The sequence below is a fragment of the Immundisolibacter cernigliae genome (assembly GCF_001697225.1).
Taxonomy (GTDB): domain Bacteria; phylum Pseudomonadota; class Gammaproteobacteria; order Immundisolibacterales; family Immundisolibacteraceae; genus Immundisolibacter; species Immundisolibacter cernigliae.
Genome location: NZ_CP014671.1, coordinates 2491743 through 2515114 on the forward strand (window position 1 = coordinate 2491743; position 23372 = coordinate 2515114).

The window sequence follows — 23372 nt, forward strand, 5'->3', positions numbered from 1 at the left end:
TCCGCGCGGGGTGAATCTCAGAGCAGAAGGCCGCGCAGGTCTTCCAGCAGGCCGGCCAGGTGGCGGGTGAAGCGTGCCCCGGCGGCGCCGTCGATGACGCGGTGGTCGTAGGACAGCGACAGCGGCAGCATCAGGCGCGGGGCGAAGGCGGCGCCGTCCCACACCGGTTTCAGCGATGCGCGCGACACGCCCAGGATGGCCACTTCCGGCCAGTTGACGATCGGCGTGAAGGCGGTGCCGCCAATCCCGCCCAGGCTGGAGATGGTGAAGCTGCCGCCGCGCATTTCGTCGGATTTGAGCTTGCGCTCGCGGGCGCGGGCGCTCAGGTCCGCGAGTTCCGCCGCCAGGTCGATGATGCCCTTGCGGTCCACGTCGCGAATCACCGGCACCACCAGCCCATTGGGCGTGTCCACGGCCACGCCGATGTGGATGTAGCGCTTGACGATCAGCGACTTGCCGTCCACCGCCAGGCTGGCGTTGAAGTCCGGGAAGGCTTTTAGCGCCCCCGCGCAGGCCTTCAGCAGCAGCGCGACCACGGTCAGCTTGGTGCCGCGGGCCTCGGCGTCCTTGCCGCGCGCCTTGCGGAAGGCTTCCAGGTCCGTGATGTCGGCCTCGTCGTGCTGCGTGACCTGCGGCAGCTGCGGCCAGGAGCGGCCGAGGTTCTCGCCGGTCAGCTGGCGGATGCGGCCGAGCGCCACGGTTTCGACCTCGCCCCACTGGGCAAAATCGATCACCGGCAGCGGCGCCAGGCCGGCGCCGGTCGCGGTTCCCGTCGCCCCGCCCTGCAGCACGGACTTGACGAAGGCCTGCACGTCTTCCTGCGTGATGCGGCCCTTGCGCCCGCTGCCGGCGACCTGGGCCAGATCGACACCCAGCTCGCGCGCAAAACGCCGGACCGACGGTGTGGCGTGGGGGAGCTGGCCAGACGGCGGGGGAGTGGCGGTCAGCTGCGGCGCCGGGGCGACTGCCAGGGGCGCAGGTGCAGCGGCCGGCGGTGATGCCGCCTCCGGTACGGGTTCCGGTGCCGCGGCGGGTGCCTGCGCCGCCGCCGTTTCGATCATGGCCACCAGGTCGCCGGTTTTCAGTTTGTCGCCGACCTTGACCTTCAGCTCGCGCACCGTGCCGGCGAACGGCGCCGGCAGCTCGGTGGCGGCTTTCTCGGTCTCGACCGTGAGCAGGGCGTCGCCCTCGGCCACCGTGTCGCCGGGTTTCACGGCCAGCTCGATCACGTCGGCGGCCTTGCCGTCGCCAAGATCGGGGCAGGTGACCGGCTGCAGGGTGGGAGTGCTGGCCGCTGGAGAAGCGGGTTCGGCCTCAGACGCTGCAGCGGCTGCTGGCTTAGCTTCGGGCGCCGATGTCGACGCTGCCGGGCCGGATGCGGCGCTTTCCTCGGGCGGCGGCTCGGCGCCGACCGTGGTTTCCAGCACCACGATGACATCGCCTTCCTTGACCTTCTGCCCGGCCTTGACCTTCACCGCCACGACCTTGCCGCCGAACTCGGCCGGCAGCTCCATGGCGGCCTTGTCGGTTTCCAGCGTCAGGATGATGTCGCCCTCGGCGATGGTATCGCCGACTTTGACCGACACCTCGGCCACGTCGGCTTCGTGCACGTTCTCGGCCAGTCCCGGCACGATGAGGTTCTGTTCCATTTGTTGTCGTGCTCCCTGCGCCTCAGACGGTGGCCGGATCGGGCCGCTCGGGGTCGATGCCCAGCTTGCCGGCGGCATCCGCCACGGTTTTGGCCGGGAGGGTGCCCTCGTCGGCCAGGGCCTTGAGCGCCGCGTAGGCGATGTGCTCGCGGCTGACCTCGAAGAACTGGCGCAGCCGCCGGCGCGTGTCGCTGCGCCCGAAGCCGTCGGTGCCCAGCACCTCGTAGCGCCCGCGTACCCAGGGCCGGATCTGGTCGGCATAGGCCTGCATGTAGTCGGTGGCGGCGATCACCGGTCCTTCGCTGCCGTCCAGGCACTGCTCGACGTAGCTCTTGCGCGGCTTTTCCATGGGGTGCAGGCGGTTCCAGCGCTGTACCGACAGGCCGTCGCGGCGCAGCTCGTTGAAGCTGGTGGCGCTCCACACATCGGCCTGCACGCCAAAGTCCCGGCTCAGGATGTCGGCCGCCGCCAGCGTCTCGCGCAGGATGGCGCCGCTGCTGAGCAGCTGCACGCGCGGCGCGGCCTTGCCGCGGGGTTTCTTGGGTGCCGTTCCCGGTAGGCGATACAGGCCGCGCAGGATGCCTTCGGTCACGCCGTCCGGCATCGGCGGGTGGACGTAGTTCTCGTTCTCGACCGTGATGTAGTAGTACACGCTCTCGTCGGCCTCGTACATGCGCCGCATGCCGTCCTGGATGATGACCGCCAGCTCGTACATGTAGGCCGGGTCGTAGGCGACGCAGTTGGGGATGGTGGCGGCCAGCAGGTGGCTGTGGCCATCCTGGTGCTGCAGGCCCTCGCCGGCCAGCGTGGTGCGCCCGGCCGTGCCGCCGATCAGGAAGCCGCGCGTGCGCATGTCGCCGGCCGCCCAGGCGAAGTCGCCGATGCGCTGGAAGCCGAACATCGAATAGAAGATGTAGAAGGGGATCATCGACACGCCGTGCGTGGCGTAGGAGGTGCCGGCGGCGATCCAGGAGCAGAACGCGCCGGCCTCGTTGATGCCTTCCTCCAGGATCTGGCCCTTTTTGTCCTCCCGATAGAACATGAAATGGCCGGCGTCTTCAGGTTCGTACAGCTGGCCTTCCGGGGAATAGATGCCCAGCTGCCGGAACAGGCCCTCCATACCGAAGGTGCGCGCCTCGTCCGGCACGATCGGTACCAGATGCTGGCCGATGTTCGGGTCCTTGGTCAGCTGCGTCAGGATGCGCACGAAGGCCATGGTGGTGGAAATGTCGCGCTCGCCGGTGCCTTCCAGCAGTTTCTCGAAGGCGGGCAGGCCGGGGATGGTCAGGCGCGGCGCCTGCGCGCGGCGGGCCGGCAGGTAGCCGCCCAGCGCCTCGCGCCGGGCCCGCAGGTACTGCATTTCGGGGCTGTCTTCGGCCGGCTTGTAGTAGGGGATGGACGCCAGCTGGTCGTCCGCGATCGGCACCCGGAAGCGGTCGCGAAAGGCGCGCACCTGCTCGTCGGTCATCTTCTTCTGCTGGTGGGTGATGTTCTGACCCTCACCGGCGCTGCCCATGCCGTAGCCCTTGACGGTCTTGAACAGGATCACCGTCGGCTGGCCGCGGTGGCGCACGGCGGCGTCGAAGGCGGCGTAGATCTTCAGCGGGTCGTTGCCGCCGCGGCGCAGGCGGTAGATGTCGTCGTCCGACAGATGCTCGACCAGACGCAGCAGCTCCGGGTACTTGCCGAAGAAGCGCTCGCGCGTGTACTTGCCGCCGCGCGCCTTGTAGGCCTGGTACTCACCGTCGAGGGCTTCCTCCATGCGCTGGCGCAGCAGGCCACTGCGGTCGCGGCCGAGCAGGTCGTCCCACTCCGAGCCCCAGATCACCTTGATCACGTTCCAGCCGTTGCCGCGGAACTCGCCTTCCAGTTCCTGAATGATCTTGCCGTTGCCGCGCACCGGGCCGTCCAGGCGCTGCAGGTTGCAGTTGACGATGAAGATCAGGTTGTCGAGCTTCTCGCGCCCGGCCACCGCCAGCGCGCCGCGGGATTCGGGCTCGTCCATCTCGCCGTCGCCCAGGAAGGCGTAGACCTTGCGGCCGTCCATCGGCGCCAGGCCGCGCGCGTCCAGATAGGCCATGAAGCGGGCCTGGTAGATGGCCATCATGGATGCCAGCCCCATCGATACCGTCGGCAGGCTCCAGAACTCCGGCATCAGCCACGGATGCGGGTACGACGACAGGCCACCGCCGTCGGCCAGTTCCTGGCGGAAATTGTTCAGGTCGCGCTCGCTCAGGCGGCCTTCCAGAAAGGCGCGGGCGTACATGCCCGGGGACGTGTGGCCCTGGAAGAACAGCAGGTCGCCGGCGCCGGCCTCGCCGGGCGCATGAAAGAAGTGGTTGAAGCCGACTTCGTAGATGGTGGCCAGCGAGGCGTAGCTGGCGATGTGCCCGCCCAGCTCGGTCGATTCGCGGTTGGCGCGCGTCACCATGGCCATGGCGTTCCAGCGCAGCGCTGCGCGGATGCGGCCTTCCAGTTCCTGATCGCCCGGGTACGCCGGCTGGTGGGCGGTCGGGATGGTGTTCAGGTACGCCGTGGTCAGACCGTGGGGCAGGTTCAGGCCCAGCCGCTGCGCCTCGTCGCGCAGGGTTTCCAGGATGAAACGGGCGCGGGGTTCGCCTTCCACCTGCGCCAGCGAGCGCAGGGCGTCGAGCCAGTCGCGGGTTTCCAGCGGGTCGTCATCGTGCGCAAGCTGGCCGCCTACCTCAGGCAGGCCGCCTTCCGGTTTGTTCATGCAGGATCTCCGCGTGTTTGGGTGAAACCGGAGCAGGCCGGCGGCCCTGTGTTTGCCGCGGCCCGAACGCCGGTCGGGGGTTGGCCCCGACGGGAGGTGAGTTTAGCAGCCCATGGCAGGCCGCTGGCCGGCCTGCTGCGGTCCCGGCACGCGTCACGACCGGCGCGCAGCCGGCGTCGGCTGGCCGGATAATGGCGCGCCGTTTCATCACCCGCCACGCCATGGACACGCTGACCCTGACCCGCCCCGACGACTGCCACCTGCACCTGCGCGACGGGCCGGCGCTGGCGGCGGTGCTGGGCGACACCGCGCGGCGGTTTGCGCGCGCGGTGGTGATGCCGAACCTGCGTCCGCCGCTGAGCACGGTCGAGGCGGCGCTGACCTATCGGCAGCGCATCCTGGCCGCCCTGCCGGCGGGGCTGGAGTTCACGCCGCTGCTGACGCTGTACCTGACCGAAGCCACCTCGGCGCAGGAACTGACCGCCGCCAGGGCGGCCGGCATCGTTGGCGTCAAGCTGTACCCGGCCGGTGCCACCACGCATTCGGATGCCGGCGTGCGGCGCGTGGAGGCCATCTACCCGGCGCTGGAGGTCATGCAGTCGCTCGACCTGCCGCTGCTGGTGCACGGTGAGGTGACCGATCCGGCGGTGGACGTGTTCGACCGCGAGGCGGTGTTCATCGATCGCCACCTGGCGCCGCTGGTGGCGCGCTTCCCGGCCCTCCGGGTGGTGCTCGAACACGTCACCACGCGCGAGGGCGTTGATTTCGTGCGCGCCGCCCGGCCCGGCGTGGCCGCCAGCATCACCCCGCAGCACCTGTCGATGAACCGCGGCGCGCTGTTCGAAGGCGGCCTGCGGCCGCACCACTACTGCCTGCCGGTTCTCAAGCGCGAGGAGCACCGGGCCGCCGCGCTGCAGGCTGCCATTTCGGGCGATGCCCGGTTTTTCCTGGGCACCGACAGCGCGCCCCATCCGCGCGGCGAGAAGCAGAGCGCCTGCGGCTGCGCAGGCATCTACAGCGCCCACGCCGGCATCGAGCTGTATGCGGAAGCCTTCGAGGCGGCCGGCGCGCTCGATCGGCTCGAAGCCTTTGCCAGCCATCACGGGGCGGACTTCTACCGCCTGGCGCGCAACACCGGCACGCTCACCCTGCGCCGCGCGCCAACCGCCGTGCCCGACAGCCTGCCCTTTGGCGACGACCGGCTGGTGCCGCTGCGCGCCGGCGGGCAGGTCGCCTGGCAACTTGTCGATTCACAGTCCTGAACCCGGAGCACTGAAGTCATGCTGGAAAACTTGCGCGAGCGTTTCGAGGGTCCGTTGCGCGCAGGCCTCGCACCGGTGGTCGAGTGGCTCGCCATGCGTCAGGTGACGCCCAATCAGGTCACGCTGGCGGCGCTCGGCCTGAGCATTCTGGCGGCGCTGTGCATCGGCGCCGGCTGGCTGCGCCTGGGGGCGCTGGTACTGATCGTGGCCGGGCTGGGCGATCTGGTGGACGGCATGCTGGCGCGGGCCACCGAGCAGGCCAGTCCATTCGGCGCGTTTTTCGACTCCACGCTTGACCGGATATCCGAGGGCGCCGTGCTGGCCGCGGTGGCGTATCGCTTTGCCAGCGACGGCCAGCCGCTGCTGGTGGCGCTGGTGGTGCTGGCGCTGCTCGGCTCGCTGCTGGTCAGCTACGCGCGTGCCCGCGCCGAGGCACTCGGCATCGACTGCAAGGTGGGTCTGATGAGCCGCGCCGAGCGCCTGGTGCTGCTGATCGCCGGCCTGCTGCTGGGGCTGCTTGGGCCTGCCATCGTGTTGATTGCGGTGCTTTCGCTGTACACCGTCGGTCAGCGCATGCAGCACGTGCGAGAGGCGCTCGTCGCGGGCGATTGATTTGCCGGCCGACCGGGTGGTGTCGTTGACAATCATTCGCATTTGTAATCGAATCACCGCCACGGAATTCAAACCGGGGTGCCAGTCCCATGTACGTATGCGTGTGTCACGGCGTGACCGACAGGGCCATTCGACAGGCGGCCCAGGCCGGTGCGTGCAGCCTCACCGAGTTGGCGCAGACGCTGCGTGTGGCCACCTGCTGCGGCAAGTGCGCCCAACTCGCGACGACCCTGCTGGAAGCGGCCGATCATGCGGGGGCCGTGCCGGCGGCGCGCCTGGCCAGCGTCGGCTGAAACTTTCCGATCGGCCTGCGCAGGCTGGACGGATGGTGCGGGCCCCTATAATCGACTTCACCCCGCATCTGCCGGAGACTTGCCATGAAAGGTGACGCCAAAGTCATCGAATTCCTCAACCGCGTGCTCAAGAACGAGCTGACGGCCATCAACCAGTACTTCCTGCATGCGCGCATGGCGGACAACTGGGGTTTGAAGAGGCTCTACAAGAAGGAATACGAGGAATCCATCGACGAGATGAAGCACGCCGATCGGCTGATCAAGCGCGTGCTGTTCCTGGAGGGTCTGCCGAATCTGCAGGACCTGGGCAAGCTGTACATCGGCGAGCACGTGCGCGAGGTGCTCGAATGCGACCTGCGCCTGGAGCACGAAGCCATTCCGCTGCTGCGCGAAGCCATCGCGCATTGCGAACAGTGCGGCGACTACATCACCCGCGAGCTGCTGGAAGACATCCTGGAAGGCGAGGAAGAACACGTCGACTGGCTCGACACGCACCTGGCGCTGTTCGACAAGGTTGGCGAGCAGAACTTCCTGCAGACCATGATGGGCGAGTAAGCAGCGCGCCGGCCGCGTCCCTGGCGAGCGAGGCCGGCTGCGCCCGGTTCAGAAATGCACCCGAAAGCGCGTGTGATCGAAGCCGAACGGCACCGTCGGCTGGCCGTGCGATTCCACCGCCAGCGACACTTCCATCAGCGCCAGCGCCAGGTTCAGCAGTGACTGTTCGGCCGGCGGCAGGTCCGGCCACGGGTACTGCTTCAGGTGCGCATGGATGGCGTCCAGACGCGGCAGCACGGCGTCGTACAGGGCCTTGAGGTCCACGAACGGTCCTTTCAGGCGCTCGGCGTGGCGCTCGCGTTCGGTGTCCAGCGCGTAGCGGTCAGCGAAGGACTGCAGGTCGGCAAAGGCGGCGGGCAGGGGATGGGCCATCGCTCACACCTCCCCGTTTACCCAGCGCATGACGTTCGTGTACTGGTGGCGCACGGCCACTTCCATCACCGGGCCGACCGTCATGTGTTTCAGGGCGCCGGACTTGAGCGACCGGTGGGTGGTTTCCATGGTGCTCAGGTCCTCGTACAGCAGGTCTCGCAGCAGCACCTTGGTGTGTTCCTGGGCGATGCGCTGACCGACGTCGGCGGCGGCGTACTGGTAGATGTCCATGCTCCACTCGGTCTGGTCGACGCTGATCGGCCAGAAGTTGTAGGTGAAATACCAGCCCGGCCCGACATCGACGAAGAAGTTCGGAAAGAACACGTTGATGTCGAAATACCAGCGCGGATCGTCGCTGGGGTTGGTACCCGGCAGGCGCGGCGCGGCCTCGTTGGCGGCGAAGCTCGGGCCAAGCTGCCAGGCGGCGCCGGCGACCGGCGTCACGTCCACCCGGCTGACCATGCGGTTGCTGGCCGAATGGTGCGGTGGGTAGAAGCGCGCCGAGGCCAGCGTGTCGAACTCGTAGCGCAGGTCGGTCGGGATGGAGCAGCCCGGCAGCGAGCGGGCGTGCACCATGCCCACGTGGTAGGTCTCGTGAAAGGCGTCGACGAAGGTCTTCCAGTTCACCGCCACGCGCGCGCTGTAGCGGGCCACGCGCTCCATCTGCGCGAACGGGTAGCCATCGATCTGCCGGCCAAGTCCGCCCAGGAATTCGGCCAACGGCCACTCGGGCTCGGCGTTCCAGTTCACGAATACGAAGCCGTTCCATACATCGCAGGCGACCGGCAGCAGGCCGAGTTTGGCTTTGTCGACGCCGGGGAAATACTCCTGCGCCGGCAGGGTGCGCAGGCTGCCGTCCAGCTCGAAAGTCCAGCCGTGGTAGCCGCATACGAAGGTGCGGGTGTTGCCTTCGCAGCCGTAGCGGGCCGCCACCTGGTTGCCACGGTGGGTACAGGTGTTGTGAAAGGCGCGGATCACACTGTCCTTGCCGCGCACCAGCAGGATCGAGGCATTCCAGACTGCGACCTCGAACACCTTGAAGTCGCCGATCTCGGGCAGGTCCTCGGCCCGGCACAGGTTCAGCCAGGCGCGCTTGAAGATGTGCTCGCGCTCGCGTTCGAAGAACTCGGCCGACACGTAGGGTTCGACCGGGATCGGGCCCTCGATCATGGCCGGCAGGTCGGTGGTGATGCGCGTGTCGAGGTCGCAAGCGGGCGCGTTCATGGTCTCTCCTCTCACGTCATTAAAGATCGGTCGGCGAAGGGCCGTTGTAGTACTTGCAAGCGGGTGGACGGGTACGCGCCTCGCCGCTGCGGATCGGGAGCACTGTTAAGGTGCGATGTCGGTACCGCAAGGCCAATTTTGCGCGCATTTCAAGCACGGTTGCGAGGCGTCGCTGGCACTGGTGTTGGCGCCAATATTGCTTGGGCAGTTTCCGCGAAGGGCCGTCCCATCGCGCCGGTCGCGACAGCGCGGGGAAACGGTCGCCCCATCGTGCCCGGGTCTTGCTGATGCGTCCTGCGTGGCGGCCTGCTGAAATCACGCGTCCTTCGGTGTCCGGTCTGCAACATGCCTTCAAGTCAGTCATCCGCCTCCACCGCCATCCAGACACTGCGCCAGGTGATCGAGGCACTGTCGCTCGAGGCTGATTTCGAGGCCTTTTTCCGCAAGGCGGCGGGAGCGGCGGCGGATCTGGTCGGCGCCGATGCGGCGGCGCTGATCCTGCTGAACGCCGACGACCTGCTGGAGTACCAGTTCTTCCTGGGCGTGCCGGACGCCTACCGGGACCAGTTCCTGGGCTTCTGTTTCGATCGGCACAGTGGCGTCGCTGGACAAGCCCTGGCTACCCGCCAACCGGTATTCGTGCCCGACTACCCGGCGCATCCAGGCGCCATGGCCGAATTCGTCGCCAGTGGCCTGCGCGCCAATCTGGCCCTGCCGCTGCACAGTGCCGGCGAGCCGATCGGGGTATTGGTGGTGTCGTGGTTCAAGAACGCCGTGCATGCGCCCGACGAGCCACTGCTGGCGCTGCTGGCCACCATCGCGGCGCAACTGGGCGTGGCGCACCAGCGCTGGCGGCTGGAACAGCGCCTGCAGCATCGCGCCAATCACGACGACCTCACCGGCTTGCCCAACCGTGGCCATTTTCTGGAGCGGCTGCGCCAGGCGGTGGCCGACGGCAAGCGCTACGGGCGCTGCTACGCGCTGATGGTGATCGATCTGGATGGCTTCAAGGCGGTGAACGACCGCGCCGGCCACGCGGTCGGCGACAGCCTGCTGCGCGAGGTGGCCGAGGGCCTGCGCGAAGTCATCCGCGGCGGCGACGTGATCGGCCGCCTGGGCGGCGACGAGTTCGTGCTGCTGATGGAATACCGGCGCTGGCCGGAGGAGCCTGCCACGGTGGCGGCGCGGGTGCTGGCCCGTCTGAGCCTGCGCGTGTCCGTGGCCGGCGGCACTACCGCGGTGGCGCCCAGCATCGGCATTGCCTCCTTTCCGGACGACGGCGACGAAGCCGGCACCCTGCTGGCCAATGCGGACCTGGCCATGTACGAGGCCAAACGTCGGCGCGGCGGGCGGCAGATCTGTTTCTTCAACCAGAGCATCGCGCAGGCCGTGCGCCAGCGCGAACTGCTGCTCGAACAGGTCGAGCAGGCTCTGGCCGAAGGCCGTTTCGTGCTGCACTACCAGCCGATCGTCGACCTGCCGGGTGGCAACACCGTGGCCGTCGAGGCGCTGCTGCGCTGGCCCCAGCCGGATGGCAGCCTGCGCCCGCCGGGCACCTTCATCCCGGAGGTGGAGCGCCACAGCCGGCGCCTGATGCTGGCGCTGGGCCGCTATGTGCTCACGAGTGCCCTGGCCCAGGCCGCCGCCTGGCACCGCGACGGGTACGAGCTGGCGGTGGCGGTCAACGTGTCGGCGCGCGAGTTTCTGGAGGAGGGCTTCCTGTCCGGCCTGATCGAGCTGCTGGCCGAGCACCCGGACCTGCCGCGTGAACGGCTGGTGCTGGAAATCACCGAAACCGCGGCCCTGGAAGACCTGCCCCGCGCGCAGGCGGTGATGCAGTCCTGCCGGGCGCTGGGCGTGCGGTTTGCCATCGACGACTTCGGCGCCGGTCACGCATCCCTGGCCAACTTGCGCGAGCTGCCGGTCGATCGCCTGAAGATCGACGGCGCGTTCGTGGCCGGTTTGCCCGGCGCCAGCGGCGACCGCGCCGTGGTGCAGGCCATCCTGGCCGTCGCCAAGGCCTTTGGCGTGGGCGTGGTGGCCGAGGGCGTGGAAACGCTGGCACAGTCGCAAATGCTGCAGGAACTCGGTTGCCGCCTGATGCAGGGCTACCATTTCGCGCGGCCGATGCCGGCCAGCCTGCTTGGCGAGCGCCTGCACGCGGAACGGCTGGCCCGTTCGGCGTAGCGTGCGCGGTGCCGGCCGGCCGCTGACGCGGCCCCGCGTTCAACAGCCATCCACCGGAGAGGCCCATGCCCGACCGCGTCGCGCAGATGCGCAAACTGGTCGACTATTACCTCGGCTACAACGCCACGCGCTTCATCGCGCTGGGCGTTGAAACCGGCCTGTTTCGAGCGCTGGCAGCCGCGCCCGACGGCTTGACGCCGCAGGCTATGGCCACGGCGCACGGCCTGGACGCCCAATACGTCCGCCATTTTCTGCAAACCGGCTACGCGCTGGAACTGCTGGACCTGGACGGCGACCGCTACCGCCTTGCCGAGCACATGGCGCCGCTGCTGGCGCGCCCCGAGCACAACAGTTACCTCGGCTCCCTGGCCGGTTTCCACCACATCAGCGGGCGGGACTTCGAGCGCATGCCGGCGCTGCTGAAAACCGGCGGCACCTACACCTTCCAGCAGCACGAGGCCGATTTCATCGCCGGCGTGGCCGATGTCACCGCCGGCATCGCCGGGTTCGTCGCCGCCAGCATCCTGCCCGGCCTGCCGGAATTCGCCGGCCGTGATGATCTGGCCGTGCTGGATCTTGGCTGCGGCGCCGGCGGCACGCTGCTGGCGCTGGCGCGCGCCTATCCAAACGCCCGGCTGCTGGGGCTGGACGTGGAGCCGCGCTCGGTCGAACTGGCCAACGCGCGACTGGCCGAGGCGGGTGTCGGTGAGCGTGCCCAGGCACGCCTGGCGTCGGCCGAGAGCGTGGACCTGGCCGCGAGCTTCGACTTGGTGACACTGATCCAGGTGCTGCACGAGACGCTGCCGGCGGTGCGTGCCGACATCCTGGCCGGGGCCTTTGCCGCGCTGAAACCCGGCGGCGTACTGCTGGTGGTGGACGAGCCCTACCCGGACACCGTCGAGGGCCTGCGCGCGGCGCAAAGCTGCGCCATGACTCAGTTCATCGAGCGCTTCTGGGGCAACGAGCTGCTGTCGTTGCCGCAGCAGAAAACGCTGATCGAGGCCGCCGGCCTGCGCGTGGATGCCCAGTCGGTGCCGCCGCCCGGGCTGGTCAGCGTGACCATCGCCCGCCGGCCGCTGTAGGTCGTCGTTGCGGAACGCGGCGAATGTAGGAGCGCAGCTGCACTGTGCGATTCAGCGCGCGGCGGCAGCGTGGCATCGGTCGTACCCGACCATCGCCCGGCATAGCCGGGCTCCCACAGGGCGCACCATCGCCCGGCATAGCTGGGCTCTACGGGGGGGCGTTACGCGCCCTGGTCGTCCCGCCGCTCGCGCGCCGCCGTCGCATACAGCAGGGTAGTGATCTGTTCCGACACCAGGCCCATCAGGAACACCACCACGGCGGTGGTGAACAGCACCGCGCTGGCGTTGGTGAAGCGGCCATTGCTGGCGTAGGTGTACAGATAGTTCACCAGCCCGGCCAGGAAACTGAGGCCCGACACCGGCGCGAATATCTTCAGCGGCGAGTACAGCGTCGCCACCCGGAAGATGATCAGCAGAAACCGCGCCCCGTCGTGCAGCGGGCGGATGTGGCTGCGGCCGGTGCGCCGCGCGGCCACGATCGGCTCGTAGGCCACGCCGTAGCCGGCGCGGAAGAACGCCATGGTGATGCTGGTCGGGTAGGAGAAGCCGTTGGGCAGCAAAAACAGAAACTCGCGGAACTTGTCCGCCCGCACGGCGCGAAAGCCCGAGGTCAGGTCGGCGATCTGCTGGCCGGTCATGTAGTTGGCCACGCGGTTGTACAGGCGGTTGGCCAGCGAGCGCCCGACGCTGGCCTGCGAGCTGCCGTCGCGGGCGCCGACCACCATGTCGTAGCCCTCGCCCAGCCGCGCCAGCAGGCGCGGGATGTCGGCCGGGTCGTGCTGGCCGTCGGCGTCCATGAACACGATGAGCTCGCCGCGCGCCGCGCGGGCACCGGACTTGACGGCCCCACCGTTGCCGATGCTGTAGCGGTGGCGCACTTCCTGCACGCCGTGGCGGGCGCACAGCGCGCTGGTGTCGTCGGTTGAGCCGTCGTTGACGACGATGATCTGCGCCTGCGGAAACTGCCCGCGCAGCACCGGCAGCAGCTTTTCGAGCGCCGGTGCCTCGTTGCGCGCCGGCAGGACGATGGACAGCTCGGGCGGGGTGTCGGTCATGTGGATGCTCGGGCAACGTGGCGATGGGGGCAGGATGGCTGACGCCACCTACAGCGTAGCAGCACGCGGCGCCGGGCCGGGCGGCGCCGGAAGCCGGCGATAAACTGTCCCGGCCGGCAACATGCCGTCACCGTCGAGCCGTGGAGGAAAGCCGGTCATGGACTTGTCCCTGTATACCGTCGATGTGTTCACCGGACAGCCGTTCGGCGGCGCGCAGATTGCCGTGTTTCCGCGCGCGGAGGCCCTGGACACGGCGCAGATGCAGCGCATCGCGGCCGAACTGAACCTGCCGGACAGCGTTTTTCTGGGCGCCACCGACCAGCCGCACCGGTACCGGCTGCGCACCTTCACGCCGCGCGAGGAGGTCGATTTCGCCGGCCACGCCGTGCTCGCGGCCGCGCACGTGCTGGCCATCAGCGGCCAGGCGTCGCTCGGCACGGTGCTCGAACTGCTGCACGGCTTCGGTCCGGTGCAGGTGCGCCTGGGGCCGCTGCAGGGTCGGTCCGGCTTTGTGCAGTTCAGTCGCACCGTGTTTCCGGTGACCGACCGCTTCGTGCCGGCCGCCGACGAGCTGGCGGGCATCCTGTCCGTGGAGCGGCGCCTGCTGGGCGAGCGCGACCTGCAGCCGCTGCTGGTGGCCTGCGAGCGGCCCTACCTGATCCTGCCGCTGCGCAGCCTGGAGGCTGTCACACAGGCGCGCTTCAATGCCGCCGCCTGGGCCGGCTCGCACGCGCCGTCCATGCTGGCGCAGGAGCTGCTGCTGTTCTGCCGCCAGACCGAAAGCCCGCAGGCCAATTTCCACGCCCGCCTGATCGGCCCCGACATCGGCGTGCGGGACGACCCGCCGGTCGGCGCCGCCTTGCCGGCCTTTGCCGCGTACCTGGCCGCCCAGCCCGGCCTGCGCGCCGGCACCCACACCTTCACTGTCGAGCGCGGTTTCGACGCCACGCGCAAGAGCCTGCTGCAGGCCGAATTCGACAAGCGCGAACAGGGCGGGCTCACCCTGCGCGTGGGCGGGCAGGCGGTGCAGGTGATTCAGGGCACCCTCAGCCTGCCGGATTGACCGGCGCCGGCCAAACTCAGCGTGGCCGACCATCGGCGGCCACCGCGCCGGCGCGGCGGTTTGCGATCGCGTCCCGCAGCACGGCCAGGTGGCCGGCGTCGGCGGCGCTCAATTCCGGCATGCGGTGGACCTCGTCCAGAACCGCCGAGGCGCCTTCCAGGTCGCCCTGCAGCATCCGGAAATTGGCTTCCATCAGCCGGTAGACCGGCTGCGACGAGCGCCGGTAGGCCGACTGCACCCAGGCCAGGCCCTCCTCGAAGCGGTCGGTCTGCAGGCACACCTGGCCGTAGTTGATCGTCACCTGCGTCAGGCTGACGGCGTTGATGCGCGGATTCTCGGCGGCCGCCGCCAGCCAGGCGAGCAGCGCCGGCGTCAGATCCCGGCAGGCCGCCTCGCCGGCCAGTGCGCAGTCGCTCAGGCTCTGCAGCGCGATCAGCGTGGTCGGCGGCAGCGGGCGTTCGCGCAGCGCCCTGGCGATCGCCTCCTGCTCGGCCAGCGTCGGCACCGGCTCGCCGGCAGCGCGATCCGCCCACGCGGTTCTGATTGCATAGCCGGTCTCCCACGGCGCCAGTTCGTGGGCGCGCCGGTAATGCGCCACCGCCTGCGCAGGCTGGCCGTAGCGCTTGAGCATCAGCTCGCCCATCATCTGCTGCGCCGAAGCCGACTGCGGATGATGGCGGTACAGCGCCTCGATGATGGTCTCGTCGCTGTGCCAGGACGCCGCCCGGCCGAAGGTGCCAAAGCCCAGCGCCAGCGCGGTGGCAAGACCCAGCATGGCGTAGACGCGCCGGTTGCCGGTGTGCCGGGCAAAGCGGGCCACGCCATACACGGCGGCGAACAACAGCCCGAAACTTGGCAGGTAATTGCGGTGCTCGTGGGCGATTTCCAGCGGCACCACGGTCGATTCCAGCGCGTGCCCGGCCAGGAACCACAGCACGCCGAAGGTGAAGGCCGGAGCCCGTCGGCGCAGCAGCAGCGCCGCCATCAGAAGGATCAGCCAGCCGTCGAGCGCCAGCAGCGTGGTCCACGGCTCCAGCAGCCCGGTCGAGGTCGCAATGTCGTCGTGGTACAGGCCGAGGCGCGGCGGCGTCGGCAGCAGCACCAGGCCCACGTAAAACCACAGCACCCGTGCCTCGGTCAGCAGCCGCTCGCCGAGCGTGAACGGCCGGCTGGCGTAACCGTCCAGCAGCAGGCCCGGCTGCCAAATGAACAGTGCCAGGCCGACCAGCAGCGGCGCCAGCAGCGTGACGGCAAAAAACCACGTCGCCGCCCGGCGGCCGTGGTCGGCGCCGGCAGTGTCGTTCCAGCGCCACAGGCACAGCTCGATCACCCCCAGATACAGCGGCAGCAGGACGGCGTTTTCCTTGCTCAGCAGCCCGAGCACGAACAACACGCCGCAGGCCAGCAGCCAGCCGAGCGCCGGGAGCCGACCGGCTACGTTCTGGTTGGCAAAACGCGCTTTATCGCCGTCACCGCCCGCGCCCGAACCCGCCCAGCCTTCCCGCGCCTGCAGCCAGCACAGCATCGCCGCCAGCGTGAAGGTCGCCGCCAGGCTGGTCATGCGCTGCACCACGTACAGCACGCTGGTCAGTTGCAGCGGGTGCAGGCCCCACAGCAGGGCGCAGAACAGCCCTACCGTCGGCGCCATCTCGCCCGCACCCAGCCGGCGCGCCAGGCGCCCGGCCAGCGCATACACCAGCAGCACGTTCAGCAGGTGGATGGCCAGATTGCTCAGCTTGAAGGCCAGCGGATAGAAACCCCCGGCCCGGTAATGGTCGATGCCGAACGACAGCGCCGCCAGCGGCCGGCCCAGCGGTCCGCTGGTGTTGGAAAGCGCCGCCGCGCGCAGTGCCTGCGCAGTGAATTCGGTCACCGCCACCGCCGGGTTGTTCAGGATGTTCGGGTAGTCATCGAACACGAACGGCCCGCGCAGGCCGGGCAGATAGGCCAGCACCACCAGCGCCAGGGCGGTCAGCAGGGCGGCCGCCTGCAGTTTGCGGGGCAGTTTCATCGTTTGATTGTTTCTTCTAGCCGTTACTTCGTGTGCGCGCGTTCCTGGAGCGCAGCTGCGCTGCGCGATTGTCTCGGCTGATCGCCCGGCATGACTGGGCGCCACAAGGAGAAACGAAGCTGGGCTCCTGCATACACGCCTGGCGGGTCAGGCCCGTTGATGTGCCGGCTGGCCCAGGCCCAGGGCCTGCCACAGGGTGGCGGTCGGTTCGGCGCGGTTCAGGGTGTAGAAGTGGATGCCGGGCGCGCCGCCTTCCAGCAGGCGGCGGCACAGCGCCAGCGTCACGTCCAGGCCGAAGGCGCGCAGGCCGTCCAGGTCATCGCCGTAGTCCTCCAGCCGGCGCGCCAGCCAGCGCGGGATTTCCGCCCCGCAGGCGGCCGAGAAGCGCGCCAGTTGCGTGTAGTTGGTGATCGGCATCACACCGGGGATGATCGGCACGGCAACGCCAGCCGCGGCGGCCGCGTCGCAGAAGCGGAAATAGGCGTCGGCGTTGAAGAAATACTGCGTGATCGCCCCGTTCGCGCCGGCCTGCACCTTGCGTACGAAGGCGTCCAGGTCCGCGCGGGCGCTCCTGGCCTGCGGGTGGACTTCCGGGTAGGCGGCCACTTCCAGGTGAAACCAGTCGCCGGTCTGGCGGCGGATGAAGGCCACCAGGTCGCTCGCATAGCGGAATTCGCCCGGCGTGTCGCCCATGCCGGACGGCAGATCGCCGCGCAGCGCCACCAGCCGGCGGATGCCCAGCGCCCGGTAGGCGTCCAGCAGCTCTCTGAGACTGGCCGCAGTGGCGCCGACGCAGGAGATGTGCGGCGCCACCGGCACGCCGTCCTGCCGCTGCAGGGTGGCGACGGTGTCGAGCGTCAGATCCCGTGTGCTGCCGCCGGCGCCAAAGGTGACCGACACGTAACCGGGCCGCAGCGGCAGCAGCGCGCGGCGCGCCTCGGCCAGGCGCGCCGCCGCCTCGTCGCTGCGCGGCGGGAAGAACTCGAAGCTGAAGCTGCGCGCGCTGCTCACGGCCGGGCCTCAGTAGCGGTAATGCTCGGGCTTGAACGGCCCCTGCTGCGACAGGCCCAGGTACGCCGCCTGCTTGTCGGTCAGGCGCGTCACGCGGGCGCCGATGCGCGCCAGGTGCAGGGTGGCGACTTTCTCGTCCAGGTGCTTGGGCAGCACGTAGACCTGCTTCTGATAGCGCTCGCCGTGGCAGAACAGCTCGATCTGCGCCAGCACCTGGTTTGTGAAGGAGTTGGACATCACGAAGCTCGGGTGCCCGGTGGCGCAGCCCAGGTTCACCAGCCGCCCTTCGGCCAGCAGGATGATGCGCTTGCCGTCCGGGAAGATGATGTGATCGACCTGCGGCTTGATGTTCTCCCAGCGGTACTGGCGCAGGCTGGCGACGTCGATTTCGGAATCGAAGTGGCCGATGTTGCAAACGATGGCCTGCGTTTTCATGGCCGCCATGTGGTCGTGGGTAATGACGTCCACGTTGCCGGTGGCGGTGACGAAGATGTCGGCCAGCGGCGCGGCCTCGTCCATGGTCACCACGCGATACCCTTCCATGGCCGCCTGCAGGGCGCAGATGGGGTCGATCTCGGTAATCCACACGCTGGCGCCAAGGCCGCGCAGGGACTGCGCGCAGCCCTTGCCGACGTCGCCGTAGCCGGCCACCACGGCGATCTTGCCGGCGATCATCACGTCCGTGGCGCGCTTGATGCCGTCCACCAGCGACTCGCGGCAGCCGTACAGGTTGTCGAACTTGCTCTTGGTGACCGAGTCGTTGACGTTGATGGCCGGGAACGGCAGGCGGCCCTCGGCGGCCATCTGGTACAGGCGCTTGACGCCGGTGGTGGTCTCCTCGGTCACGCCGCGGATGCCGGCCAGCTGGCGGCTGTACCAGCCCGGCTGGCTGGCGATGCGCTCGCGGATGGCCTTGTAGAGGGCCATTTCCTCGTCGTTTTCGGGCTTGGCGATGACCGACGGATCCTGTTCGGCGCGCGCGCCCAAGATCAGCAGCAGGGTGGCATCGCCGCCGTCATCCAGGATCATGTTGGCGCCGCCCTCGAAATCGAAGATGCGGTGCGTGTAGGCCCAGTACTCGTCCAGCGTCTCGCCCTTGGTGGCGAACACCGGCGTGCCGGCGGCGGCGATGGCGGCGGCGGCGTGGTCCTGGGTGGAGAAGATGTTGCAGGACGCCCAGCGAACGTCGGCACCCAGCGCCTGCAGCGTTTCGATCAGCACCGCGGTCTGGATGGTCATGTGCAGGGAACCTGCGATGCGCGCGCCGGCCAGCGGCTTGGCGGCGCCGTACTCGGCGCGGGTGGCCATCAGGCCGGGCATTTCGCTCTCGGCGATGGCGATTTCCTTGCGCCCCCAGTCGGCCAGGGCAAGATCGGCGACGAGGAAGTCGTGCGGTTTCTGGATGGCGTTCACGCGGTCACTCCTTGATTCGGACGACCGGGCGGGGCGATGGCTTTGGCAGGGAAGCTCGCACCGGCCGCGGGTCACGGGGTTGCGAGCGCAGTTGGGACGGCCTGAGCCTGGCGGGAATCCCGTCGCAGCGCTCCTCAGGTGGGCGGCATTCTAACCGGGCGCGCCGGTGGCGCGGCAAGCCGGGTGCCGCTGTTACCCTTGCGTGCAGGAGCGCAGCAGCGCTGCGCGATGATCGCCCGGCGTAGCCGGGCTCCTACAATTGATCGCCACCGTCGTGTGTCGCTGGGGCATCGCCCGGCGCAGCCGGGCTCCTACAGTTTTTCGGTGGTGTGCCCCTTCGTTGCTGACTCGAATCCATCCGGTGCCAGCCCGCGTGCAGACCCGTTTCGTCGACAGCATCAGGGCCGTCCCCGCCGCCACGTGGAACGGTCTCGATCTGGCCGGCAACCCGTTTTTGCGGCACGAATTCCTGCTGGCGCTGGAGGAATCCGGCTGCGTGGACGGCAAGTCCGGCTGGGCCAGTCAGCATCTGCTGATCGAGCAGGGCGGCCGGCTGCTGGCGGCGGCGCCGGTGTACGTGAAGCAGCACTCCTACGGCGAGTACGTGTTCGACTGGGCCTGGGCCAACGCCTACCAGCGCGCCGGCCTGCGCTATTACCCGAAGCTGGTGGTCGCAGTGCCGTTCACGCCGGTGACCGGGCCGCGGTTGCTGCTGGCGCCGGGCGCGGACGAAGCGGCGCTGCTGGCCACGGCCGGCGAGGCGCTGATTGCGCACGCCAAGGCGCTGCGGGCCTCGTCCGTGCACTGGCTGTTCACGCCCGAGCGGCAGACGACGGCGCTGGCCGGCGAGCCGTGGCTGCAGCGCGTCGGGCACCAGTTTCATTGGGAAAACCGCGGCTACGGCAGCTTCGACGATTACGTTGCCGCCCTGACGGCCGAGAAGCGCAAGAAGGTCCGCCGCGAGCGCCGCCAGGTGGCGGAGGCCGGCATCGAGGTGCGTGTGGTGCCGGGCCGCGCGGCCGGCGACGCCGAATGGGCGGCCATGTACGGCTTCTACCGCGCCACGGTGGCCCGCCATGGGGCGATTGCGTATCTGAGCGAAGCGTTTTTCGAGCGCCTGGGCCAGACGCTGGCCGATTGCGTGGTGCTGCTGCTGGCCGTGCGCGATGACCGCTACGTGGCCGGGGCGCTCAACCTGCAGGGCACGGACGCGCTGTACGGCCGCTACTGGGGCTGCCATGCCGACTATCACAGCCTGCATTTCGAGACCTGCTATTACCGCGCCATCGAGTACTGCATCGAGCAGGGTCTGGCGCGCTTCGAGGCCGGCGCGCAGGGCGAACACAAGTTAAGCCGCGGTTTCCTGCCGGTCCAGACGCACTCCCTGCACTGGCTGGCCGAGCCGCGTTTTGCCGACGCGGTAGCCGACTATCTGGTCGAGGAGACTGGCCAGATGGAGCAGTACCGCGAGCTGCTGGCGGAGCACTCGCCGTTTCGCCGCGAGCAGCCTTGAGCGGACCGCGCCTGTACTGGGTACGCGAAGGCCGCTGGCGGGCCGGCTGGCCGCCGGTGGAGCAGGCCTGCGACGATCCGAATGGCCTTCTCGCAGCCGGTGGCGATCTGGAACCGGCCACGCTGCTGGACGCCTACCGGCGCGGCATCTTTCCCTGGTTCAGCGAGGGTGATCCGATCCTGTGGTGGTCGCCGCAGCCGCGCGCCGTGCTGTGGCCGCAGGAGTTCGTTCCGTCCCGCAGCCTGCGGCGGCGCCTGGCGCGGGGCGACTATCGGGTCAGTTTCGATACCGCCTTCGACGCCGTGGTCGCCGCCTGCGCCGCGCCGCGGCCGGGTGCCAGCGGTACCTGGATCACGCCGGGCATGGCCGGTGCCTATGGCGCGCTGCACCGTCTGGGTTATGCGCACAGCGTAGAGGCCCGGCAGGATGGCGAGCTGGTCGGCGGCCTGTATGGCGTGGCGCTGGGGCAGGTGTTTTTTGGCGAGTCCATGTTCAGCCGGCGCAGCGACGCTTCCAAGGTGGCGTTTGCGCATCTGGTGCGGTATTTGCTAAACCATGACTGCCGGCTGATCGACTGCCAGGTCAGTTCGGGCCATCTGGCGAGTCTGGGCGCCGTAGACATGCCGCGGGCCGAGTTCTTAACATGGCTCGACCGGCTCGCCCGACCACCGGACCCACGCGGACCCTGGCACGTCGATGATGATCTTTAACACCCGCTTCGGACGGTTGTTTTTTTTCTCCACCGAACCGCAGACCTGCAGCTACCTGCCGGACCGCGAGGCGGTGATGCTGTTCGCCGACCCGAACAAGGTCATCGACACCGAGACCTACGCCCGCCTGATCGATTACGGCTTTCGCCGCAGCGGCGACAACGTCTATCGCCCGCACTGCCGCGGTTGTCAGGCCTGCGTGCCGGTGCGCATTCCGGTGGCGGATTTCGCGCCCGACCGCGCCCAGCGCCGCGCCTGGCAGCGCAATCAGGATCTGGCGATCAGCACCGCACGCACCGAATTCGGCACCGAGCACCTGGACCTGTACCACCGCTATCAGGTGGCGCGCCACGACGGCCGGGCGGTCGTGCGCGACGCGCGCGAGCAGCTCGAATTCCTGCGCAGCCGCTTCATCAACACATCCAGCCTGGAATACCGGCTCGACGGTCGGCTGGTAATGGTGAGTGTCATAGACGCCATGCCGCAGGGCCTGTCGGCGGTGTACACCTTCTACGAACCGGACGACGCGCAGCTGGCCAAGCGCAGCCTGGGCACCTTCGGCGTGCTGCGCCTGATCGAGGAATGCCGCACACGTGGCCTGCCCTGGCTGTATCTGGGCTACTGGATCGCCGACTCGGACAAGATGGCCTACAAGAGCCGCTACCAGCCGCTGCACGCCTACCAGCAGGGGCGCTGGGAGCGGCTGGCGCCGACCGGCCAGGAACCGGAAACCGACCCGTAGCCTGGATGCAGCGCAGCGAAATCCGGGGATGATGAGGTACGGCTTCCCCGTATTCCGCTGCGCTGCATACGGGCTACCACGGTAGGAGCCCGGTTGTGCCGGGCGATCCATCGCGCAGCGAAGCTGCGCTCCTACCAGGCCGGGCGCCGCGCGGAGTGTATCTTGGCCCCTTGCAGGCGACCCGAACGACACATAAAACGAGGACAAGGAGAGACCCATGAACGACCCACGCATCACGCCACCTCAGGCCACCGATTTCGATGTCGCCATCGTTGGCGCCGGTTTTGCCGGTCTTTACATGCTGCACCGCCTGCGCGAGGCCGGTTTCACGGCGCGCGTGTACGAGGCCGGCGACGGCGTCGGCGGCACCTGGTACTGGAACCGCTATCCGGGCGCCCGCTGCGACATCGAGAGCGTGGATTACTCGTATTCCTTCTCGCCAGAACTTGAGCAGGACTGGCAGTGGAGCGAGCGCTACCCGCGTCAGCCGGAGATCCTGGCCTACCTGAACCACGTCGCCGACCGCTTCGACCTGCGCCGCGACATCGAGCTTCAAACCCGTGTCACGGCGGCGCATTTCGATGAACAGGCCGGCCTGTGGCGCGTCGAAACCGACCGCGGTCAGCACGTTACGGCGCGCTACTGCGTGATGGCCACCGGCTGCCTGTCGCTGCCCAAGCAGCCGGACTTTCCCGGCGTGGAGCGCTTCGCGGGCGACTGCTACCTGACCGCCGCCTGGCCCAGGCAGGACGTGGACCTGACAGGCAAGCGCGTGGGCGTGATCGGCACCGGCTCGACCGCCATTCAGGTGATTCCGCAGGTGGCGCGCCAGGCGGCGCATCTGACGGTGTTCCAGCGCACGGCCAACTTCAGCGTGCCGGCGCGCAACGGCCCGCTGCCGGCGGCCGAGCAGCAGCGCATCAAGGCCGATTACCGGGCCCGGCGCGACATCAGCCGCGATTCGCTGTTCGGCGTGCCGGTGCCCATGCCGGCCGCGCCGCGGCGCACGCGCGACATTCCGCCGGCCGAGCTGCGCCAGACGCTCGAGACGCTGTGGGCGCAAGGCGGCGCCATGAGCCTGCTGGCGGCCGCTCCGGACGTGATTGCCGATCCCGAGGCCAACGCCATCGTGGCCGAGTTCGTGCGCGAGAAAATCCGCGCCACGGTCAAGGACCCCAAAGTCGCCGAGCTGCTGTGCCCGAGCACGCACCCGCTGGGCACCAAGCGCCTGTGCCTGGACACCGAGTACTACGAGACCTACAACCGCGACAACGTGACGCTGGTCGACCTGCGCGCCACGCCGATCGAGCGGATCACCGAGCACGGCCTGCGCACCAGCGATGCCGAATACCCGCTCGATGTGCTGATCTTTGCCACCGGCTTCGACGCCATGACCGGTGCGCTGAACGGCATCGACATCCGCGGCCGCGGCGGGCTGGCATTGAAGCAGGCCTGGGCGCAGGGGCCGCAGACCTACCTGGGCCTGGCCAGCACCGGGTTTCCGAACATGTTCCTGATCACCGGCCCGCAGAGCCCGTCGGTGTTCTCGAACATGGTGGTGTCGATCGAGCAGCACGTGGAGTGGATTGCCGACTGCATGGCGTATCTGCGCCAGCAGGGCATCGCCTGCATCGAAGCCAGCGCGCCGGCGCAGGCCGGCTGGGTGGCGCACGTGGCGGACGTCGCCAACGGCACGCTGCTGCCGCAGACCGACTCCTGGTACGTAGGCGCCAACGTGCCGGGCAAGCCGCGCGTGTTCACGCCGTACCTGGGCGGCGTCGGTCCGTACCGCCAGCAGTGCCAGCAGGTGGCGGCGAAAGGCTATGAAGGGTTTGAACTCGGCCGCCAGTCAGTCGCTGCCTGACGGCAATCACACAGACAAGG

General features: G+C 68.9%; 19 protein-coding genes and 1 riboswitch. Of the genes, 11 read left to right on the forward strand and 8 right to left on the reverse strand.

The window, feature by feature from the left end:
* Positions 1 to 17: 17 nt before the first annotated feature.
* Both aceF and aceE read right to left on the reverse strand, forming a co-directional pair.
* Positions 18 to 1649 carry a dihydrolipoyllysine-residue acetyltransferase gene (gene aceF, locus PG2T_RS11960; RefSeq protein ID WP_068805776.1) on the reverse strand — a complete coding sequence of 544 codons (1632 nt, stop codon included), beginning with the start codon at positions 1647 to 1649 and terminating at the stop codon, positions 18 to 20.
* A gap of 22 nt (positions 1650 to 1671) precedes the next feature.
* Positions 1672 to 4383, reverse strand: coding sequence for a pyruvate dehydrogenase (acetyl-transferring), homodimeric type (gene aceE / locus PG2T_RS11965; protein WP_068805779.1), 2712 nt, complete (start codon positions 4381 to 4383; stop codon positions 1672 to 1674).
* Positions 4384 to 4604: 221 nt separating this feature from the next.
* On the opposite strand from aceE, the gene pyrC reads away from it, so the two are divergent.
* From pyrC to bfr, 4 genes are all read left to right on the forward strand, one after another.
* Entirely contained in the window at positions 4605 to 5645 is a 1041-nt protein-coding gene (gene pyrC / locus PG2T_RS11970) for a dihydroorotase (RefSeq protein WP_068808325.1), read from the forward strand.
* A gap of 18 nt (positions 5646 to 5663) precedes the next feature.
* Positions 5664 to 6257, forward strand: a complete 594-nt coding sequence (locus PG2T_RS11975; protein WP_083214905.1) for a CDP-alcohol phosphatidyltransferase family protein — start codon at positions 5664 to 5666, stop codon at positions 6255 to 6257.
* 89 nt (positions 6258 to 6346) lie between these two features.
* Positions 6347 to 6550, forward strand: a complete 204-nt coding sequence (locus tag PG2T_RS11980; RefSeq protein ID WP_068805782.1) for a (2Fe-2S)-binding protein — start codon at positions 6347 to 6349, stop codon at positions 6548 to 6550.
* 84 nt (positions 6551 to 6634) lie between these two features.
* Entirely contained in the window at positions 6635 to 7105 is a 471-nt protein-coding gene (bfr, locus tag PG2T_RS11985; protein ID WP_068805786.1) for a bacterioferritin, read from the forward strand.
* 48 nt (positions 7106 to 7153) lie between these two features.
* Here the strand turns inward: bfr and PG2T_RS11990 are convergent, their stop codons facing one another.
* Positions 7154 to 7477: a hypothetical protein gene (locus tag PG2T_RS11990; protein WP_068805790.1), complete on the reverse strand. Its 324-nt coding sequence runs from the start codon at positions 7475 to 7477 to the stop codon at positions 7154 to 7156.
* Between the two features lie 3 nt (positions 7478 to 7480).
* Positions 7481 to 8701 (reverse strand): aromatic ring-hydroxylating oxygenase subunit alpha, encoded by a 1221-nt coding sequence (locus PG2T_RS11995; RefSeq protein ID WP_068805792.1) that lies wholly within the window; start codon positions 8699 to 8701, stop codon positions 7481 to 7483.
* A gap of 345 nt (positions 8702 to 9046) precedes the next feature.
* On the opposite strand from PG2T_RS11995, the gene PG2T_RS12000 reads away from it, so the two are divergent.
* Both PG2T_RS12000 and PG2T_RS12005 read left to right on the forward strand, forming a co-directional pair.
* Complete coding sequence (locus tag PG2T_RS12000; protein ID WP_068805794.1) at positions 9047 to 10888, forward strand: putative bifunctional diguanylate cyclase/phosphodiesterase; 1842 nt, start codon at positions 9047 to 9049, stop codon at positions 10886 to 10888.
* 65 nt (positions 10889 to 10953) lie between these two features.
* Positions 10954 to 11970 carry a class I SAM-dependent methyltransferase gene (locus PG2T_RS12005; protein ID WP_068805799.1) on the forward strand — a complete coding sequence of 339 codons (1017 nt, stop codon included), beginning with the start codon at positions 10954 to 10956 and terminating at the stop codon, positions 11968 to 11970.
* Between the two features lie 161 nt (positions 11971 to 12131).
* On the opposite strand, the gene PG2T_RS12010 is transcribed toward PG2T_RS12005, so the two are convergent.
* Positions 12132 to 13025 carry a glycosyltransferase family 2 protein gene (locus tag PG2T_RS12010; RefSeq protein ID WP_068805802.1) on the reverse strand — a complete coding sequence of 298 codons (894 nt, stop codon included), beginning with the start codon at positions 13023 to 13025 and terminating at the stop codon, positions 12132 to 12134.
* A 157-nt stretch (positions 13026 to 13182) separates the two neighbouring features.
* Here PG2T_RS12010 and PG2T_RS12015 point away from each other — a divergent pair, with 157 nt between their 5' ends.
* Positions 13183 to 14088 carry a PhzF family phenazine biosynthesis protein gene (locus PG2T_RS12015; protein ID WP_068805805.1) on the forward strand — a complete coding sequence of 302 codons (906 nt, stop codon included), beginning with the start codon at positions 13183 to 13185 and terminating at the stop codon, positions 14086 to 14088.
* Positions 14089 to 14104: 16 nt separating this feature from the next.
* Here PG2T_RS12015 and PG2T_RS12020 read toward each other — a convergent pair whose 3' ends face one another.
* From PG2T_RS12020 to ahcY, 3 genes are all read right to left on the reverse strand, one after another.
* On the reverse strand, positions 14105 to 16099 hold the full coding sequence (locus PG2T_RS12020; RefSeq protein WP_068805808.1) for a hypothetical protein: 1995 nt from the start codon (positions 16097 to 16099) through the stop codon (positions 14105 to 14107).
* Between the two features lie 147 nt (positions 16100 to 16246).
* Positions 16247 to 17110, reverse strand: coding sequence for a methylenetetrahydrofolate reductase [NAD(P)H] (gene metF / locus PG2T_RS12025; RefSeq protein ID WP_068805811.1), 864 nt, complete (start codon positions 17108 to 17110; stop codon positions 16247 to 16249).
* A 9-nt stretch (positions 17111 to 17119) separates the two neighbouring features.
* Positions 17120 to 18523: an adenosylhomocysteinase gene (ahcY, locus tag PG2T_RS12030; RefSeq protein WP_068805814.1), complete on the reverse strand. Its 1404-nt coding sequence runs from the start codon at positions 18521 to 18523 to the stop codon at positions 17120 to 17122.
* 76 nt (positions 18524 to 18599) lie between these two features.
* A riboswitch (S-adenosyl-L-homocysteine riboswitch) is annotated at positions 18600 to 18665 on the reverse strand.
* Between the two features lie 231 nt (positions 18666 to 18896).
* Here ahcY and PG2T_RS12035 point away from each other — a divergent pair.
* The 4 genes from PG2T_RS12035 to PG2T_RS12050 all read left to right on the forward strand — a co-directional run bounded on the left by PG2T_RS12035 (position 18897) and on the right by PG2T_RS12050 (position 23352).
* Positions 18897 to 20036 carry a GNAT family N-acetyltransferase gene (locus tag PG2T_RS12035; RefSeq protein ID WP_068805817.1) on the forward strand — a complete coding sequence of 380 codons (1140 nt, stop codon included), beginning with the start codon at positions 18897 to 18899 and terminating at the stop codon, positions 20034 to 20036.
* Complete coding sequence (gene aat, locus PG2T_RS12040; protein ID WP_083214906.1) at positions 20033 to 20746, forward strand: leucyl/phenylalanyl-tRNA--protein transferase; 714 nt, start codon at positions 20033 to 20035, stop codon at positions 20744 to 20746. The genes PG2T_RS12035 and aat overlap by 4 nt, the downstream gene beginning before the upstream one ends.
* Positions 20733 to 21488: an arginyltransferase gene (locus tag PG2T_RS12045; RefSeq protein ID WP_145931084.1), complete on the forward strand. Its 756-nt coding sequence runs from the start codon at positions 20733 to 20735 to the stop codon at positions 21486 to 21488. Before aat ends, PG2T_RS12045 begins: the two co-directional genes overlap by 14 nt.
* Positions 21489 to 21705: 217 nt before the next feature.
* Entirely contained in the window at positions 21706 to 23352 is a 1647-nt protein-coding gene (locus PG2T_RS12050; protein ID WP_068805823.1) for a flavin-containing monooxygenase, read from the forward strand.
* Positions 23353 to 23372 lie beyond the last annotated feature (20 nt).